The 18,361-nt window shown below is 70.5% G+C and carries 11 protein-coding genes and 1 pseudogene; 7 read left to right on the top strand and 5 right to left on the bottom strand.

Going from position 1 to position 18,361, the window contains the following annotated elements:
* Positions 1-251: 251 nt before the first annotated feature.
* Positions 252-1,349, bottom strand: coding sequence for a multicopper oxidase domain-containing protein (locus tag IE265_RS04350; protein WP_229916024.1), 1,098 nt, complete (start codon positions 1,347-1,349; stop codon positions 252-254).
* A gap of 200 nt (positions 1,350-1,549) precedes the next feature.
* Here IE265_RS04350 and IE265_RS04355 point away from each other — a divergent pair, with 200 nt between their 5' ends.
* Both IE265_RS04355 and IE265_RS04360 read left to right on the top strand, forming a co-directional pair.
* On the top strand, positions 1,550-4,069 hold the full coding sequence (locus IE265_RS04355) for a ThuA domain-containing protein (protein WP_190033964.1): 2,520 nt from the start codon (positions 1,550-1,552) through the stop codon (positions 4,067-4,069).
* Complete coding sequence (locus tag IE265_RS04360) at positions 4,069-6,294, top strand: OmpL47-type beta-barrel domain-containing protein (RefSeq protein WP_229916025.1); 2,226 nt, start codon at positions 4,069-4,071, stop codon at positions 6,292-6,294. Before IE265_RS04355 ends, IE265_RS04360 begins: the two co-directional genes overlap by 1 nt.
* A 73-nt stretch (positions 6,295-6,367) precedes the next feature.
* On the opposite strand, the gene ligD is transcribed toward IE265_RS04360, so the two are convergent.
* Complete coding sequence (ligD, locus tag IE265_RS04365) at positions 6,368-7,396, bottom strand: non-homologous end-joining DNA ligase (RefSeq protein ID WP_190033965.1); 1,029 nt, start codon at positions 7,394-7,396, stop codon at positions 6,368-6,370.
* 561 nt (positions 7,397-7,957) lie between these two features.
* Between ligD and IE265_RS04370 the strand changes: the two genes are divergently transcribed.
* Positions 7,958-10,108, top strand: a complete 2,151-nt coding sequence (locus tag IE265_RS04370; protein WP_190033966.1) for an MMPL family transporter — start codon at positions 7,958-7,960, stop codon at positions 10,106-10,108.
* A gap of 221 nt (positions 10,109-10,329) precedes the next feature.
* On the opposite strand, the gene IE265_RS04375 is transcribed toward IE265_RS04370, so the two are convergent.
* Together IE265_RS04375 and IE265_RS04380 are read right to left on the bottom strand one after the other, a co-directional pair.
* The gene (locus IE265_RS04375) at positions 10,330-11,781 is read right to left on the bottom strand and encodes a sensor histidine kinase (protein WP_190033967.1); all 1,452 of its coding nucleotides are present in this window, start codon (positions 11,779-11,781) and stop codon (positions 10,330-10,332) included.
* Positions 11,778-12,461: a response regulator transcription factor gene (locus IE265_RS04380; protein WP_308434769.1), complete on the bottom strand. Its 684-nt coding sequence runs from the start codon at positions 12,459-12,461 to the stop codon at positions 11,778-11,780. The genes IE265_RS04375 and IE265_RS04380 overlap by 4 nt, the downstream gene beginning before the upstream one ends.
* Positions 12,462-12,534: 73 nt before the next feature.
* Here IE265_RS04380 and IE265_RS38160 point away from each other — a divergent pair.
* The 4 genes and pseudogenes from IE265_RS38160 to IE265_RS04395 form a co-directional block, all read left to right on the top strand.
* A pseudogene (locus IE265_RS38160) lies at positions 12,535-12,739 on the top strand (IS110 family transposase); the annotation flags it as partial.
* A 352-nt stretch (positions 12,740-13,091) separates the two neighbouring features.
* On the top strand, positions 13,092-14,228 hold the full coding sequence (locus tag IE265_RS04385) for an amidohydrolase family protein (RefSeq protein WP_190033969.1): 1,137 nt from the start codon (positions 13,092-13,094) through the stop codon (positions 14,226-14,228).
* 473 nt (positions 14,229-14,701) lie between these two features.
* A complete protein-coding gene (locus tag IE265_RS04390; RefSeq protein WP_190033970.1) occupies positions 14,702-15,772 on the top strand; it encodes an ATP-dependent DNA ligase in 1,071 nt (356 codons plus the stop codon).
* An 829-nt stretch (positions 15,773-16,601) separates the two neighbouring features.
* Complete coding sequence (locus tag IE265_RS04395; protein ID WP_229916026.1) at positions 16,602-17,612, top strand: DUF3048 domain-containing protein; 1,011 nt, start codon at positions 16,602-16,604, stop codon at positions 17,610-17,612.
* Positions 17,613-17,792: 180 nt separating this feature from the next.
* Here the strand turns inward: IE265_RS04395 and IE265_RS04400 are convergent, their stop codons facing one another.
* Positions 17,793-18,266, bottom strand: coding sequence for a MarR family winged helix-turn-helix transcriptional regulator (locus tag IE265_RS04400; RefSeq protein ID WP_190033971.1), 474 nt, complete (start codon positions 18,264-18,266; stop codon positions 17,793-17,795).
* Positions 18,267-18,361 lie beyond the last annotated feature (95 nt).

Here is an 18,361-nt window from a genome sequence, read left to right on the forward strand (position 1 = left end):
ACTCCTTGCCTTTCTTCTTTTCCCGGCCTCGCCGGACCCCCGCACAGGACCTGCCCGCCGCCGCATGCGGCGCCCGGGCCGAGGTGCGTGACCCGCTCCCGAGAACCGGACCCGCCCGCCGCCCTGACGCCAGACTGACGCGGCCCGGCGCCCGGCCCGGCGCGGCCCTGACGGCGGCCGTCGGCCGGAGCCCCGGGGCCCGGCGGTCGACACCTGGTGACCGACTCCCCCGGACCCGGCCGGGGCGAGCGCTAGTGCTCGTGGGCCCCCTGCGGCTCAGCCTTCTTCTCCGCCTTCTCCGTCGACTCCCCCGTGCCGGTCTTGCCCGTCTTGCCGGACGCCGAGGCCGAACCCTTGCCTTGCCGTGCCGCATGGCCCCCGTGGGGTTCGTAGCCGGGGATCGTGCCGTCCGCCTTCTTCACCAGGAACAGGCCGGCCATTCCCATGTCGGAGTGGCTCTGGACGTGGCAGTGGTACATCCACGCGCCGGCCCCGACCCCCTCCCCCGCGATCACCTGGAAGCCGAACGAGTCGGCGGGTCCGACGATCTTGTTGTCGATGACCTGGCTGGGGTCGTCGGGACCGGTGAGCAGCCCGGTGCGGTTGTCCGCCCAGCGGTGACCGTGCATGTGGAACGTGTGGTAGTACTCCCCGTGCGTGATCATCACGAACTCGACGCGATCGCCCACCGTGGCCTCGAAGTTCGGGCTCTGGTGGCCGGGCCTGTTGTTGATGGTCATGTCGTTGAAGACGATCGTGTGGGTCCTGTCGGGCAGTACGTCGCCCTTGCGGCGGACGACCACCGGACCGTAGAGCCCCTTGCGGATGCCGCCCGTCCCGTGCTCCGTACCGACCACGTGGTCGTGGTAGTGCCAGTAGCCCGCGCTGCCGGCCCGCCACGTGCCGTCCTTGCGGCGGCCCGGGGCGTGGGTCCGCCACGTGTACGTCCGGGTGCCGCCGGGCTCCACCTCGGAGCGGCTCTGCTTCGTACCGTCGCTGGAGATCTCGTAGTCGAGCCCGTGGACGTGCAGACTCGCCGCCACGTCCGTCGTGTTCTCGACCTCGACGTGCAGCGTGTCGCCCTCGTTCAGCTCGATGAGCGGACCGGGGACCGAGGCCTCGCCCTTCTGCAGGCCGTACCCCATGCCGCCGTCGGCGAGCTTCTCGACGTACAGCTTGAGGTGTCTCACGGCGCCGCCCGCGGGGGCCGTGCGCACCGGGTCGTCGGCCGGTTTCGCCTCCTGCGCGGAGACGAGTGACAACGATGTCGCCACCGTGGCCACCGCCGCGCCGCCCATCAGCATCCGCCGACTGAGGCCGCGCCGGTCCGTGCCGTCCGTGGTGTCCATGCCGAACTCTCCAGACCTGTAAGGGAATTGACGGAGTCGAGTGACAGAGACGAACCCGTGAGACGGTAGTGGCACCGCACCTGTTTTTCCACACTCAGGACAAAGTTCGTGCCATCCCGGTCATAGGTATTGGCGCGTTGCGCGAAAAGGTCTAGCTTCCTTGGCGCTGTTGCTGTGACCGATGAGGGATGGGTGAACACATGCGGCGCACACCGCATCAACAGCCCTTGGCCGTACGAGGGTTGAGCAGAGCACATCGCAGACCGAGACCGAGCGGATGGGCGGCCGCACTGGCCGCCGGAGCCGTTGTGGCGGGCGTGCTGTCGAGTCCGTCCGCGAACGCGCAACCGGCGCCCGATCCGGCGCTGACAACGATGTCCATCACGTCGCCGCCCGGCGGCGCCAACGTACGGGTGCTGATCTTCCACGGCTCCGCGGCGAGCGGCGAGGAGTCGCCCGTCGTCAACGCCGGCATCGAGGCGATCGAGCGGATCGGGCTGTCCGGCCCGGCGGCCCAGCGGTTCGAGGTCGAGGCCACCGACGACGCCTCCGTCTTCACCGACGAAACGAAGCTCGGCCGCTTCAACAGCGTCGTCTTCCTGACCGGCGGCGGGGACGTCCTCGAACCCGAGCAGGAGGCCGGCCTGGAGGCGTACATGGAGGCCGGCGGCGGCTTCCTGGGCGTCCACGACGCGGCCCGGGCCGAGCCGTACTCCGACTGGTTCACCGGACTGGTGGGCGCCCGCCCCGCGGCGTCGAGCCCGACCGCCGTACAGCGGGCGACCGTCGAGGTCGGCGACCGCCGGCATCCCGCGACGAAGGACCTCCCGCTCCAGTGGAAGCACCCGGACCAGTGGCCGAACTGGGTCAAGAACCCGTCGGGTGAGGTGCACACGGTCGCGCGTGTCCGTGAGTCGACGTACCAGCCCGGCACCGGGGGCAACGGGGCGGACCACCCGGTGTCCTGGTGCCGCGACTACGACGGCGGCAGGTCCTTCTACACGGCCATGGGCGGCACGGTCTCCTCGTACGACGAGACCGACTTCCGCGCGCATCTGCGGGGCGCGCTGCTGTGGACGACCCGGCTCGTCCGGGCCGACTGCAAGGCCACGATCAACGCCAACTACAAGGCGCAGCGGCTCACCCGGCCCAACCAGCCGGGCCAGAACGACCAGATCGGCGAGCCGCACGGCCTGGTGACCGCTCCCGACGGCCGTGTCCTGTACATCGGCCGGGGCGGCGCGGACTCCGCGCAGCCCGTGGTGACGGACTGGAACAACCCCGACATCGGCAAGGGCAAGGGCGAGATCCACGTCTACGACCCGGTGACCGGGAAGGTCACCCTGGCCGGCGCGCTCACCGTCTTCGGGAACAAGGGCGGCGGCGACGAGCTGATCAAGGTCGAGGAGGGGCTGCTCGGCATCGAGTTGGACCCGCGGTTCCAGCAGAACGGCTGGGTGTACCTGCACTACACCCCGCACGCCGGCATCAACCGTGACACGCGCATGGCCGAGCGCCGGGTCTCCCGGTTCACGCTGGATCCCGCGACGAACAAGCTGGATACGGCGAGCGAGAAGGTCCTGCTGAAATGGCCGGTTCAGATCCACAGTTGCTGCCACGCGGGCGGCGGGATGGCCTGGGACTCCAAGGGCAACCTGTACATCGCCACGGGTGACAACAACTCCAGTGGATTCAGCGGTGGTTACTCGGGCAACAATCCCCAGCCGAACTACAAGGGCGTCTCGTTCGCGGACGCGCGCCGCACCGCGGGCAACACCAACAACCTCAACGGCAAGATCCTGCGCATCCACCCGGAGCCCGACGGCGGCTACACCCTGCCCGAGGGGAACCTGTTCACCGGCCGGGAGAGCGACGAGGGCGGCGGCAAGACCCGCGGCGAGATCTATGTGATGGGTGTCAGGAACCCGGCCCGGATCTCCGTGGACCGGCAGACCGACACCCTGTACGCGGGATGGGTCGGCCCGGACGCATCCGCGCCCTCGACGACCTGGGGTCCCGCGAAGTACGACACGTTCGCCGCGATCACCAAGGCGGGCAACCACGGCTGGCCGTACTGCATGGGCAACAAGCAGCCCTACCGGGACCGCAACCTGCCGGACCCGTCGCAGCCGCTCGGCTGGTACGACTGCGACCGCCCGAAGAACGAGTCGCCGAACAACGACGGTCTCGTCAACCTCCCGCCGGTCACGTCGAACACGATCTGGTACTCGCCCCAGGGCGGCGGCCCGGACTTCCCGCGCAACGCGGCCGGCGTGCCCTCGTACAAGGCGGAGGAGCAGAAGTTCCTGCTGCCGTGGCTCAAGGGCGGCGGCCAGGCGGCCATGAACGGCCCGGTGTACCGGTACGACGACACGTCCACGAGTGACGTGAAGTGGCCCGCCTACTGGGACGGCAAGTGGTTCGTCGGCGACTTCTACGACGGCGACCAGCCGCGGCACGCGGTGCTGCTCGACCCGAGAACGGCGGGACAGGGCGGCACTCCGGTGCACGCCGAGTCGCTGAAGAAGATCATCCCCGTCGGCAACGACGGCATCAAGAACCTCATGGACTGGAAGTTCGCGCCCGACGGCTCGCTGTACGTCCTCGACTACGGGCGCGGCTTCTTCACCTCGGACGCCAGGTCCGCGCTGTGGCGCGTGACCTACACCGGCGGCGGGCCGACCCCGGCCGCCGGTCAACTGGCCAGGAAGGCGGAGTGATGCGCGTAGGAAGGCGAAGAACTGCCCGACTGTGGACGGCGCTCGTCGCGTCGCTGCTGATGGTGCTGGGACTCTCGGTCACATCGGCCTCCGGAAAGGGCGACGACGCCCCGGCCGGTGCCGCGCCCGCGGCCGCCCAGACACTGACCTGGACGGCCGGCGACGACATCACGAAGTACGCCTCAGCACCCGCCACGGCGGTCGCGGGGCCGACCACGATCGTCTTCGAGAACAGCGCGGCGACCGGCAACACCATGGGGATGCCGCACACGTTGACGTTCGACGTGTCCGACCCGGAGTACAACAACGACGTCCCGCTGAACATCCTGGCCAACCCGAACGACGACCAGGACGGCCGCCACACGGCGGAGGTGACGCTGGCTCCCGGCCGGTACCGCTACTACTGCACCATCCCCGGCCACGGCCAGATGCAGGGCATCCTCGTGGTCACCGAGGGAACGGGCGAGGACACCACCGCGCCGGTGACCTCGGCCGAGGTGACCGGCACCCGCAACGGCGACGGCGCGTACGTCGGCGCGGCGACCGTGGCGTTGAGCGCGACGGACGAGGGTTCCGGCGTGGAGCGCGTTGAGTACGCGATCGGTGACGCGGGCGCCTGGCAGCCCTACACGACGCCCGTCGTGGTCGACCAGGTCGGCGCCCACAAGGTCCGCCACCGCGCGGTCGACAAGGCCGGGAACATGTCGGCCGAGAAGGCGGCCGAGTTCACCGTGGTGGCGCCGCCGACGGACGACACGACGCCTCCGCAGACGTCGGCGTCGGTGAGCGGCGAGCAGAACCCGCAGGGCGAGTACGTGTCCATGGCGACCGTCACGGTGACGGCGTCCGACACCGGCTCCGGGGTCAACACGATCGAGTACGCGCTCGGCGCCTCCGGTGCCTGGCAGCCGTACACGGCTCCGGTCATGGTCCACGAGACGGGCGCCCACACGGTCCGGTTCCGGGCCACGGACAAGGCGGGCAACGCCGCCGCCGAGAAGTCCGTCGCGTTCACCGTCGTCGCGCCGCCCGCCGAGGACACGACTCCCCCGGTGACCGGTGTCGGCGTCGAGGGGGCGCGGAACTCCGCGGGCGCGTACATCAACAGCGCCAAGGTCACGGTGACCGCCACGGACGCGCACGGTTCGGGGGTCGCCGCGATCGAGTACTCGCTCGACGGAGGACCCTATCTGGCGTACACCGCCCCCGTGGTGGTGGACCGCGCGGGCGCGCACACGGTGGCCTACCGGGCGCGCGACAAGGCGGGCAACACCTCGGACGCGCGGTCGGTGAGCTTCACGGTCGCCCCGGGCGGAGGGGTGCCGGCGCCGAACTGCGCCGAGTACGACGAGAGGCTGACGGTCGTCGTCGGCACGGTCGACTCGGGGGTTCCCAACCGGGTCACCAACAGCCGTTGCCGCATCAACGAGTTGATCGAGGACGAGAAGGAGTGGACCTCGCACGCGCTGTTCCTCAAGCATGTGCGGACCGTCCTGGACGCCCTGCTCGACGAGGGTGTCGTCGTCCAGCGCGAGTACAACCTGATCACGAAGGCCGCCAAGCAGTCCGGCATCGGGAAGCCGGGGCAGACCGAGGGGTACCGGACGATCCTCGACGGCACCCAGGAGTCCTTCGCCAAGTGGCAGCAGGTGGGCGGTGGTTCGTTCGGTCTGAACGCCGATGGGTCCATCACCTCGGGCACGTCCAGGGGCGGGCTCGGCATGCTGTGGTTCCCGGAGCGCAAGTACGGCGACTTCTCGCTGAAGCTCCAGTGGCGTGACGACGCCCCGGGCACGGGCAACGCCAACTCCGGTGTGTTCGTGCGGTTCCCATGGGTCCACGAGCACCCCGAGGAGCCGCGGCCCGAGTGGGCCGCCATCAAGTACGGGCACGAGGTGCAGGTCTTCGACCGTCCCGACGGCGACATGTACAAGACGGGCTCGGTGTACGGCTTCGACCGGGTGGGCCTGGCCGGGGCCGGAGTCACCCAGAAGGGCACCTGGAACGACTACGAGATCCGGGTGGTGGACCAGCACTACTCGGTGTACCGCAACGGCGTGCTGATCAACGAGTTCGACAACACCGGCGGCCAGGACTTCACCCCGCCGCGCTCGGACGACCCGGGCACGGACGGGCGCCGGTTCGCGTCGGGCTACGTCGGCCTCCAGGTGCACGGCACGACGGACGTGGTCTCGTTCCGGGACGTCCGGATCAGGGACCTGTAGGCGGACCTTACGCGCTCACGTGAAGGAGGCGGCCCCGGCAGGCGACCGGGGGAACGGGAGGAGGGGCCCGCGCTCAGGAGGGCGCGGGCCCTTCGTCCTTCCTGGCCCTGCTCGGCTGCACCCGCTTCGGCTCGCCCGGCATCTTCGGGTACTCGGGCGGGTACGGCAGGTCGCCCAGGCCGTGGTCGTGCTCGTCACGGCCGGCGAGTTCGAGCAGGGCCTCCAGGGAGAAGGCGTGGTCGTCCATGTCCGCGTGCACGTCGCCGAGGGCGGCGAAGCGCGCGGGCATCGTCGCGAGGTCGAAGTCACGGGGCACCGCGTCACCGACCTCGTCCCAGGTGAGGGGCGCGGACACCGGGGCGTGCGGGCGGGGGCGCACGGAGTAGGCCGAGGCGATCGTACGGTCGCGCGCGGTCTGGTTGTAGTCGACGAAGATCTTCTCGCCCCGCTCCTCCTTCCACCAGGCGGTGGTGACCTGTTCCGGCATCCGGCGCTCCAGTTCGCGTCCGGCGGCGATCGCGGCCCGCCTGACCTGGGTGAAGGTCCAGCGCGGCTCGATGGGCACGAAGACGTGCAGGCCCCGCCCGCCCGAGGTCTTGGGCCAGCCGCGCAGGTCGCCGTACTCGTGGAGGACCTCGCGCAGCTCGTGGGCGGCGCGTACGGCGTCCGCGTAGTCGGTGCCCGGCTGCGGGTCGAGGTCGATGCGGAGTTCGTCGGGCCGGTCCACGTCGGTGCGGCGCACCGGCCAGGGGTGGAAGGTGAGCGTGCCGTACTGGGCGGCCCACAGGACGGCGGCCGCCTCGGTGGGGCACATCTCGTCGGCGCTGCGGCCGCTGGGGAAGGTGATGTGCGCGGTGGGGATCCATTCGGGCATGTTCTTCGGCGCCCGCTTCTGGAAGAACGACTCGCCGGTCACCCCGTCCGGGTAGCGCTCCAGGGTCGTGGGGCGGTCACGCAGCGCACGCAGGATGCCCGGGCCGACCGCGACGTAGTACTGCGCCAGGTCGAGCTTGGTGAAGCCGCGCTCCGGGAAGAAGACCTTGTCCGGGCTGGACAGCCGTACCGTCCTGCCCGCCGCCTCCAGCTGCACCGCGTCTGCCATGCGAGCCACGCTAGGCGCAACCCCCGTACCTCGCACACCGGGCCGATCCGGACCCGGCCGCGCAGGGTCGGAGCATGGATCTGCGAGAAATCACTTATCAGCAGGTCAGACGTCATATCCACACCCCGGCTCACGCGCTTCTCCCACAAGCTCTCACCCAGGCCCGTGCAGACCATCGCGCGCGGTAGCCGCCGACGAGGATCCCTCGCGTCCGGAGCGACGTACTTGGCCTCCGTGAAGGCGGCATTCGTGTGCCCGGCCCACGCCGCGAGGTCGACGTCCGCGACACCGTTGGTCCCTCGTGTCGAGCGGCACGCCCAGCTCGTCGACGAGGACATGGCCCGACAGGGCGTATCCCTCGCCGGCCGCGAGGCACTCCCGGGCCCGCGGCGCCTTGAAGCTCCGGAGCGCGCAGGACCTCGACGCCACCACGCCGGTGCGTGCGCTGGGCACGTGGTTCGGCCGACCGGCCTGAGCACCGCATTAACAGTCGTCTCAGCTTCGCTCGGTACCAAGTAGGCATCCAGACAAGCGATGCAACACGTACGCAGGAGGCTATTGATGGCAGTCGACTCAGCGCCGTCCGGGCAAGCGCCGGCCGGTCGGTTGGCAGGCCGGTGGGTGCCATGGTTGGTGATCGGCCTGTGGCTGGTGCTGGCGGCGGGCATGGTGCCGCTGAGCGGAAAGTTGAGCTCGGTCACCACCGACAGCGCCGTGGACACCCTGCCGGCCAGTGCCGAGTCCACCAAGGTGGCGGTGCTGGACGACAGTCTCCCCGGCGGTGACGACAACACGTTCGTCTTCGTGTACCACCGCGCCGGCGGCATGACCGACGCCGACCGCGCGACGGTCGAGCGCCACTACAACACCCTTGCCAAGCAGTACCCGCCGAAGGCGAGGACGGCGGCCGACGAGGACGACGAGGGCTCACCGGCGAGCCCGTCCACCGACCGCAGAGCGATGATGTTCACCCTCGATGTGAGCACGGCCCACGGCGCACCGGAGGACCTCGTCGGCCCGTTGCGTGACGCCGCGAAGGACCGTCCCTCCGGCCTGGAACTCGACGTGACCGGCCCGGGCGCGATCGACGGCGACATGGATGCCGTCTTCGACGGCATCGACGTGCAGGTACTCCTCACCACCATCGTCGTCGTCACGCTCCTGCTCATCCTCACCTACCGCAGCCCGGTGCTGTGGATCATCCCGCTGGTGACCGTCGGCGCGGCCGCACTGACCTCGATGGGAACCGTCTACCTGCTCGTCAAGGGCTTCGGCATCGTGGTCAACGACCAGAACTCGGCGCTGCTGACGATCCTGGTATTCGGCGTCGGCACGGACTACGCGCTGTTGCTCATCGCTCGATATCGGGAGGCACTGCACCACCATGAGAACGTCAGGGTCGCGATGGTCCACGCGCTGCACGGCGCGGCGCCGGCCATCGTCGCGTCCGCGGCCACCGTGGTCGCCGGACTGCTCTGCCTGCTCGTCGCGGACCTGAACAGCACCAGCGGGTTGGGCCCGATCGGTGCGGCCGGCATCCTGTGCGCGCTGGTGGCCATGCTGACGCTGTTCCCGGCGGTGCTCGTGGTGCTCGGCAGGCGGGTCTTCTGGCCGGCCATCCCGCGGCTCAGCACGGCCGTGGAGGAGAAGCCGGGGCTGTGGGGACGGCTCGGCACCGCCGTCAACCGCCGCCGGTGGGCGGCGACGCTCGGCTCGCTCGGAGTCCTCGGCGTGCTCGCCCTCGGGCTGGCGGGCAACACCGGCGCCCTGCGGGAGCAGGACCAGTTCCTGTCCGCGCCGGAGTCGGTCACCGGCTTCACCGTTCTCCGCGAGCACTTCCCGGAGCTCGGCGGCCAGCCGATGACGATCTTCACGCGGCCGGCGCAGCAGAAGCAGGTGCTCGACATCGTCAAGGGCACTCGCGGTGTGGCCCAGGCCATCCCGGAGCAGACCAGCCGCGGCTGGGCCAACATCTCCGTGTTCCCGAAGGACGCGCCGGACACCGTCGCGGAGTACGACACCATCAAGCGGGTACGCACCGCCGTGCACGCGGTGAGCGGGGCGGAGGCGATCGTCGGCGGGCCGAGTGCGGAGAACCTCGACACCGAGGTGACCACCAAGCGCGACGAGAAGCTGGTGATCCCGCTGGTGCTCACCGTCGTCCTGATCGTCCTCGGGCTGCTGCTGCGCGCGATCGCGGCCCCGCTGATCCTGATGGCCACCGTGATCGTCTCGTTCGCCGCAGCCTACGGCGGCAGCGTGTTCGTCTTCGACACGATCCTCGGGTTCAAGGGGATCGACTATTCGGTGCCGTTGCTGGCATTCCTGTTCCTGGTGGCGCTCGGCGTCGACTACAACATCTTCCTGACCAGCCGGGCCCGGGAGGAGACCGTACGTCTCGGCACCAGAGAGGGCATGCTCAAAGCCCTCTCCGCGACCGGTGGCGTCATCACCTCGGCAGGCCTGGTCCTGGCGGCCACGTTCGCGGTCCTCGCCACACTTCCGCTGGTGATGCTGATCGAGGTCGGGTTCCTGGTCGCCTTCGGCGTGCTGCTCGACGCCCTGCTGGTGCGGTCGGTCCTGGTGCCCGCCCTCACCTTGCTGATCGGCCGGCGGATCTGGTGGCCGAGCCGGCTGTCCCGTCCGGCGGCGGAGCTGCCGGACGGTCAGCAGTCGCTCGCCAACGACGAGGAGCCCGCGCTGCAACGGTGAGCGCGGCGGCACGGACGAGATCCGGGACGGGCCCCCAGGCCCGTCCCGGATCTTTCCGGTGGGAAGAAGGTGTCGGCGCCATCGGCATCCTCGGCATGCCCCTCGGCATCCACCGTGCTGACCGTCGCCCGCGCATCGCCGTGTCCTGCCCCGACGGTGAGCCGCGCGGGGCCATGCCCGAGGGCCGCCGCCCCTGTCCCGCGCCGCGTCGCCGGCGCGGGTCAGCGCACCGCGGTGTCCTCCCCGGCGGGGCGCCGCGGGACGTCGGCGGGCGGGGCCGCGGCCGGAAGGTCGACCCGAAGCAGCGCGCCACCGCGTGCGGAGCGGGCGACGGTGGCCCGGCCGCCGTGGGCGTCGACGACCCGCTGCACGATCGACAGCCCCAGACCGGATCCCGGCAACGCCCGGGCGCTGTCGGCACGGTAGAACCGGTCGAACACCCGCGGTACGTCGGCGGCGTCGATGCCCGGCCCGGCGTCGTCGACCTCGAGCACCGCCGACGCGCCCTCGGCGCGGAGCCGGACCTGGACCGGCTGGTCCGCGGGGGACCACTTGCCGGCGTTGTCGATGAGGTTGAGCACCGCCCGCTCAAGCGCAGCGGGACGCCCGCTCACCCACACAGAGGTCACATCCAGCGCGACCTCGATGTCGGGCACGCGGGAACCCGCCCGGGTCGCGGCGGCCCCCACCACGTCGGCGAGGTCGAGCACCTCGGTGCTCTCGTCGCTGACGTCACCGCGCGCCAGGTCGGTCAGCTCGGCGACAAGGGTGCTCAACTCGGCGACCTGGGCGCCGAGATCGTTGAGCAGCCGGGTCCGGCTCTCCGCCGGCAGCGCGCTGTCCAGGGTGCCGCGGCGATCGAGCCGGATCAGCAGCTCGACGTTGAGGCGCAGGCTGGTGAGCGGGGTCTTCAGCTCGTGGGCGGCGTCCTCGGCGAGCAGCCGCTGGGCCAGCCGGGATTCCCGGAGCGCGGCGAGCATGTCGTTGATCGACCGGATCAGCCGCCGGATCTCCCCACCGCCCTCATCCGGGATGTCGGCGTCGAGATCCCGGGTGCGCGCGACACGTACCGCGGCGGCGGTCAGCCGGTCGATCGGTGCCAGCCCGGTCCGCGCCACGGTCCGCCCGACAAGGGCGCCGCCGACCACGCAGAGCAGCCCGATCAGCAGCATGCCGAACCCGAACTGGTTGATCGGGCTGTCGTCGACGACGCGGGCCACCTGGACCGCGCCGTCGCCCGCCCGCAGCGTGTGGATGACGTAGCCGTCCTCGTCGCTGTCGTTCGACTCCATCAGGTCGGCCGACGCGCCCTGCGCCACGCGCCCGGCGTCCTCGCTGACCGGGGGCAGCGCGGGTTGGCCGGCCGGCGTCCGGATCGATCCGTCGGGCAGGATGACCCGCACCAGCCGACCGGATCCGGGATACGGCGGTAGCCGGACCTCCGCCAGACCGGCGCGCTTCGCGTTCGTCGCCAGGACACGGGCGTCGGCGCGCAGCTGATTCTCGGCGGTGTCCTTCAACTCCCGGTCCAGAAGCTCGCTGGCCACCTGGAAGGCCACGAACACGCTGACCGCGATGGCCGTCGCCGCGATCACCGTCAGCCTGGCCCGCAGGGACCGCCGACGCCACCATCGGGTCAGCCGGCGCGGTTCCCGGCCGGCGTGCCTGCTCACGGAGGAGTCTCCCGCAACGTGTATCCCAGGCCGCGCAGCGTGTAGATCAATCGCGGCTCCCCCTCGGCCTCCATCTTGCGGCGCAGGTAACTCACGTACACCTGAAGGTTGTTGGCGGTGGAGCTCATGCCGAAGCCCCAGATCGCCTCGAACAGCGCGTCGCGGGTCACGACCCGGGTGGCGTTGCTCACGAGGACCTGCAGGAGGGAGAACTCGGTCCGGGTCAGGCGCAGCGGCCGCGCGCCCCGCCACGCCTCGAACCTGTCGGGATCGAGCCGGACGTCGGCGAACGACAGGATCTGCGACTCCTCGTCGGGCGACGTGCGCCGGCGCAGCAGGGCACGCACCCGGGCCAGCAACTCCTCGGTGGCGAACGGCTTGGGCAGGTAGTCGTCGGCGCCCGCGTCCAGCCCCGCGACCCGGTCGGAGACCTGGTCACGGGCGGTCAGCATCAGCACCGGCAGATCCCGGCCCGCGGCGCGCAACCGCCGGCAGGTCTCCAACCCGCCGAGGCGGGGCATCATCACGTCGAGGAGCAGCAGATCCGGCGCGTCGCCACCGACCCCGTCGAGCACGGCGAAACCGTTGGCGACGGTGCTGGTGTCGTAGCCCTCGACCTGGAGCACCCGCTCCAGCGACTCACGGATGGCCGCCTCGTCATCCGCGATCATGATCCGCACGCCGGACCCGCCCCCTCCAGTCGACGCCTTTTCCGCTCATTGTCCCCGATCAACCTGAGGCCAGGATTAGAGCGTCGCCGCTGGGGTGATCCCCGGCCGCACCGTCCATCACGCCTCCGGATCCCACCGGGGCGATGGGAGGACGGACGCGAAGGACGCCTTCGCCATCTGCGGATCAGGCACGCATGCGACGTGGCCTTCAGCCGGTTCACCGCGGCGACGGCATTGCGGTCGACCTTCGGTCTCCCACCCCGCGTCGCCGGCACCTGGCTGCGGACTCCCGCTGGGCCTCGTCGACCGCGCGCAGGTCCGGTCCATGCGGCCGCGTGGACCGGACGGGTCAACACCTCACCGCCCGCGCGGACCGGGTGGACGTCGACGCCTCGCTGATCCGGCCCGACGGCTGTGGTGCCCGGGTCCTGCCCGCCGAGGAGGACCCGGGCGCCACCACGCCCCGGTGCGTGCACTGGGCACCTGGTTCGGCCGACCGGCCTGAGCGGCCGCATTAACGTTCGTCTCAGGTTCGGTCGGTAGGAAGTGGGCGTCCGGATAAGCGACGTAACCCGTCGTGTCCTGCAGACGGATGCCGCACGGACACCACACCACACGAACACCTGAAGAGGGACCGACATGAAGCCCATGGGACGTCGCGGATTTCTAGCCGCTTCCACGGCACTTGGCGCCGGTGCCGGCCTGTCCGCGTACGCCGCTGTTTCGGCAGCGGACGAGGACAGGACGCCGGACAAGAATCCGGACATTGCATTGCGAGACCGGGACCTGCCCTTCATCGGCACGGAGGAGACCTTTACGACTCCCACGCTGTTGAAGCTGAACTCCATCAATCAGGACCACATAGCGTTCCTGGAGGGAATTGGCCTTGCGGACCTGGGCCGACGCCGCATTGGCGACATGGACGCGGGGGGACTCGACGTTCAAATCCTCTCCGCCCATACCCCGTCCGTACAAAATGTCCCTGGGCAAAGGGGTATCGACCTTGCCCATCGCCTCAATCGGCAACTTGCAGACGGGCCGATCGCCAAGTATCCGGACCGCTTCAAGGCTTTCGCCACCTTGCCCCTGCGGAGCCCGGAGGCGGCGGCGGACGAACTGGAACGCTCGGTTCGGGAGGATGGCTTCCTGGGTGCACTGACCAACGGACACATCGCGAAGAAGTATCTCGATCATCCCGACTTCGAGCCTCTGCTGGCACGTGCCGTCGCTCTCGATGTGCCGATCTACCTGCATCCCGGCTATCCGGCCGACGAGGTCTTCGAGATCTACTACAGCACCACACGGTCCAAATACAAGGAGGAGTACCAGGACTACATTTTCAGCGGGTCCGGATACGGCTGGCACCAGGAGGTGCTGACCCAATGCATCCGGATGATCACGTACGGGGTCTTCGACAGATTCCCCGAACTGAAAATCATCATCGGCCACATGGGCGAAGGTCTTCCCTTCTACTACGAGCGGATCGTCAACGACATGGGCGAGCCGACCGAAAACTCGCTCGAGAAGCCCATCGGGCAATACTTCCAGGACAACTTCTGGGTCACGACCAGCGCATTCCCCCAGACCGAACTGCTCAATCTCCTGCTGAAGTACATAAGCGTGGATCGAGTGATGTTCGCAACCGACTACCCGTTCGCGGACATAAAGGAGCAGACCGACTGGTTCCGCGGAGTCGATCTGCCACGCGAAGACAAGGAAAAGATTGCGTTCCGAAATGCGGAGAAACTGTTCGGAATGAAAGTGCCAGTGAAGTGATACGCCGGCGACGGCCGGAGTGAAAGGATCCTCCCGTCTCCCCGCCTGCCGCTCTCCTGGCGGCGCCGGTGGATGAGCAGGGCCGGCCGCGCTTCAGGGAAGGCGATCCGCCCAGGTTCGCCGCGCCGGCCATGGTCCTGACCGAACGGGACTCCCGTCGGCCGCGCCCGATGCCGGAAACGGTGTGCACCACGGGCACCTGCTCCCACGGCAGGGCCTTGAACTGGGCCTGCGCGGTCGGCCGGTTTCCCTTGATCACCGCGATGTGGTGGGCCTTCTTCTCCTGGACCGGCCGGCGCACCTGGCCCTTGACGCCGTGCAGGGCGTCGAAGGTGACTGGCCAAGGGGCTCGGCGTCTCACGTTCGTCCCGCAGTCCGGCTGACCCGCGACGGCAAAACCGCAGGACAGCCGGACCATGCCGGACGAAAACGCGTAGCGAGCGGACACCAAGGACCACTCGTAGAGTCGAAGCATGGATCTGCCGGTGATGCCTCCCGTGAAGCCCATGCTGGCCAAGTCCGCCGCGCGGATTCCACCGGACATGCACTACGAGGCGAAGTGGGACGGATTCCGGGCGATCGTCTTCCGGGACGGCGACGAGGTCGAGATCGGCAGCAGGTCGACCAAGTCGCTGGTCCGGTACTTCCCCGAACTGGTCGAGGCCCTGCGGGAGCGGCTCCCGGAACGCTGCGTCATGGACGGCGAGATCGTGATCGCGCGCGACGGACGGCTGGACTTCGACGCGCTCACGGAACGCATCCACCCGGCCGAGTCGCGGGTGCGGACCCTCTCCGAGCGGAACCCCGCGTCGTTCGTCGCGTTCGACCTGCTGGCGCTCGCCGACGAGTCACTGCTCGACGTGCCGTTGAGCGACCGGAGGAAACTGCTGGTCATGGCCCTGTCGGGGGTGTCGGCACCGGTCCATGTGGCACCGGCGACCACGGACATCGAGGTGGCGCGGCGGTGGTTCGAGCAGTACGAGGGCGCGGGCCTCGACGGGGTCGTCGCCAAGCCGCTCTCGCTCCGCTACCGCCAGGACGAGCGCCTGATGGTCAAGGTGAAGCACGAGCGGACCGCGGACGTCGTCGTCGCGGGCTACCGGCTGCACAAGAGCGGGCCGGTCGTCGGCTCGCTGCTCCTCGGCCTGTACGACGACCTCGGCACGCTCCAGCACGTCGGGGTGTGCGCGTCGTTCACGATGAAGCGGCGCGCCGAACTGATCGGCGAGCTGGAGCCGCTGCGCATGGAGTCGGCCTCGGAGCACCCTTGGGCGGCCTGGACGGACGAGTCGGCGCACGACTCGGCGCGGCTGCCCGGGGCGCCGAGCCGCTGGTCGAAGAAGAAGGACTTCTCCTGGGTGCCCCTGCGTCCCGAGCTGGTCTGCGAGGTGGCGTACGACCACATGGAGAACCGCGAGCGGTTCCGGCACACGGCCCGCTTCCGCCGCTGGCGTCCGGACCGGACGCCGGAGAGCTGCACCTACACCCAGCTCGACGAGCCGGTCGGCTACGACCTGGCGGACATCCTCGGCCCACCGGAGTGACTCGGTGGCCCGGCCGGGAGCGTCGCGGCTCCGCCGTCGCGACCAGGGCGACGGGCCGGGGCCGGTCGCCGGTGGAACGGGCGGCCACAGGCGTTCGGGAGCACTGCCGAGGGGCTCCCGCGAACGGTTTCGGGTGGCCCTGACCCGCACCGCTGGTCGGTCCGACCGATCCGACCGGTCCGACCGGTCCTGACTGATTCCGAATGGCTTCGACCGGCCTCGATCACCCCCGTCCCGCCAGGACCGGGCCGCGGGGCGGCCCAGGGCTCGCCCGACCGGTCGCAGCCGAGCACGAACGGTCATGTCCAGTCCGGAACGGAGGCGACCACGGATGGCGATCGAAGCCCCCGGAGGCCTACTCCCGAGCAGCCCGGTGACCGTCCCGCCGGCCATCTCGTGCGCGAAGGCCGGCGCGAGGGCGGCATCCGGCAGCCCGCCGACCGGAGCCCCCGGGCCCGACTCCGACTCCGGCTCCGGCTCCGGCTCCGGCTCCGACACGCAACCGCCGCACGCCCCGCACCGGACGCCACCCGTCCGCCGGGCCGCCCCGGGCCAGGTCGCACGCCCCGCGGACCCGCCCGCCCGCGGAAGCGGTGGACCGCCCCTCGCCGGGCAGGCGGGCAGTGGGCGGCCGGGAGGGCGGGTGCGGGCAGGGCGGTGGGCACGGGAGCCGGGCACCGGCGGAGGCGGGGGCGAGCGCGCCCGCAGGACCCCGAAGGTATCGATCGATCATCGACTTGGGCTGAACGGCTTATTCCGCGCGCGCGGACAGAACCGAGCGGGTATGGCCATGAACGAACTGATAAGCGCACAATCATTCACACGAGACATGGTGGCAACGGTGGGCATGATGCAGAGCGCGCACAGACGGCGCGGCACGACGGCTGCGGCGCTGCTGGCCGCCACGGTGACGGCCGTCCTGGCCGTCGGTTGCACGACGACACCCCGCGGGCAGGTCGACGACGGACGCGGCAGGACGTCGGACGGCCCCGCACCGACCAGCCCGAGCGCGGACCCGGCCCCGGCGGTCGGCTCACCCCTCGCGGTGAAGATCGACAACGCTCCCGCCGCCCGGCCCCACACCGGCCTGGACGCCGCGGACGTCGTGTACGCCGAGCAGGTGGAAGGCGGGCTCAGCAGGCTGATGGCGGTCTACGCGACCGACCTCCCCAAGACGATCGGCCCGGTACGAAGCGCCCGGGAGTCCGACCTCGAACTGCTGCGCCAGTTCCAGCGTCCGACCCTCGCCTTCTCCGGGGCGCAGGGCAAACTGCTCCCCCTGATCGACGGGGCGCCGCTGCGGGTGGCCTCCCCGAAGGAGGAGTCGAAGGCCTACTTCCGGGGGACGGACAAGGCGACACCGCACAACCTGTACCTGCGCCCGGAGCGCCTGCTGTCGTCCGCGCCGGGCGCCGACGCGCTCACGACGGGGTTCACGTACGGCGCGGCACCCCGGGGCGGGCGCGCCGAGGACAGCCGTACGGTCCGCTTCCCGGCGGCCCGCTTCACCTTCGACTGGTCCGAGGACCGGCGGCGGTGGCTGGTGTCGATGGACGGGTCGCCGTCGGTGGCCACCGACGGGAAGCGGGTGGCCGCGGCGACGGTGGTGGTCCAGTACGTGACGGTCCGCAAGTCCGAGTTCCACGACTTCCTGGGCAACAACACCCCGTTCACGGAGACGGTGGGCTCCGGCACGGCGAAGGTGCTGCGGGACGGCAAGGTCTTCGACGCCGAGTGGAAGCGGCCGGCGGCCGAGGACGGGACCGTGTTCACGACGAAGGCAGGAAAGCCCTTGAACTTCGCGAAGGGCCAGGTCTGGGTGGTGTTCGCCAAGGCGTGAGCGCCCGGCGGGGCGGTCACGGCGGGGCGTCCCAGCGGGGCGGTCCCTGCGGGGCCGTCGCGGGTCCAGGTCCCGGCGCGGTGGCCGCCGGGTCCGGGTCCCGGCGCGGTCGCCGCCGGGTCCGGGTCCGGGGCGCCCGGCCGGCGGGCCCCCGGTACGGCGGACCCGTAGGCCCGGGGCTCAGCTCCGGCCCGCGAGGGACTCCGCCGCGCCGCCGGGGTTGCGCAGCCCCTCCGCGGCGTCCGCCACCCGCCGGATGAGGTCGAGGAACACTGCCTGCTCCGCGCCGGAGAGCGGGCCGAGGAAGACCTGGTTCATCCGTGCCGTCCGCACGGTCAGCTTGCGGTGGACACGGACGCCGTCCTCCGTGAGCCGCAGCAGGAAGCGGCGCCCGTCCTGCGGGTCCCGGACCTTGCCCAGCAGCCCTCGCCGGTCCAGCCGGCTGATGACCTCGGCGATGGTGGACCGGTCGAGCCCCACCCGCTCCCCCACCGTGCGCTGGTCGAGGCCCGGTTCCGCGACGAGCGCGTTCAGGACCGCGAACTGCGGTGAGGTGATCTCCTCGGAGACCATCGTGTTCCACAGCAGGTGGTGCGCCTGCTGGAGCCGCCGGGCCAGGTGCCCGGGGTGGGCGGACAGATCCACCGCGGCCATGTGCGCTCCTCGTTTGTCGGTGCACTGAACAATACCGGGGGCGCCGACTCCCTGTCTCGTCGAGGCAGGAGGTGCCGAACCGCTCTTTCCCTTGA

Source organism: Streptomyces fructofermentans, from assembly GCF_014651055.1.
In the GTDB taxonomy this organism is placed as follows: domain Bacteria; phylum Actinomycetota; class Actinomycetes; order Streptomycetales; family Streptomycetaceae; genus Streptomyces; species Streptomyces fructofermentans.

What these genes read in the sequence shown, in the direction of transcription:
- IE265_RS04385 (WP_190033969.1), top strand. Translation starts at nt 13,092, where the DNA reads ATGAAGCCCATGGGACGTCGCGGATTTCTAGCCGCTTCCACGGCACTT.
- IE265_RS04355 (WP_190033964.1), top strand. Translation starts at nt 1,550, where the DNA reads ATGCGGCGCACACCGCATCAACAGCCCTTGGCCGTACGAGGGTTGAGC.
- IE265_RS04395 (WP_229916026.1), top strand. Translation starts at nt 16,602, where the DNA reads ATGGTGGCAACGGTGGGCATGATGCAGAGCGCGCACAGACGGCGCGGC.
- ligD (WP_190033965.1), bottom strand. Translation starts at nt 7,396, where the DNA reads ATGGCAGACGCGGTGCAGCTGGAGGCGGCGGGCAGGACGGTACGGCTG.
- IE265_RS04370 (WP_190033966.1), top strand. Translation starts at nt 7,958, where the DNA reads ATGGCAGTCGACTCAGCGCCGTCCGGGCAAGCGCCGGCCGGTCGGTTG.
- IE265_RS04400 (WP_190033971.1), bottom strand. Translation starts at nt 18,266, where the DNA reads ATGGCCGCGGTGGATCTGTCCGCCCACCCCGGGCACCTGGCCCGGCGG.
- IE265_RS04360 (WP_229916025.1), top strand. Translation starts at nt 4,069, where the DNA reads ATGCGCGTAGGAAGGCGAAGAACTGCCCGACTGTGGACGGCGCTCGTC.
- IE265_RS04350 (WP_229916024.1), bottom strand. Translation starts at nt 1,349, where the DNA reads ATGGACACCACGGACGGCACGGACCGGCGCGGCCTCAGTCGGCGGATG.
- IE265_RS04390 (WP_190033970.1), top strand. Translation starts at nt 14,702, where the DNA reads ATGGATCTGCCGGTGATGCCTCCCGTGAAGCCCATGCTGGCCAAGTCC.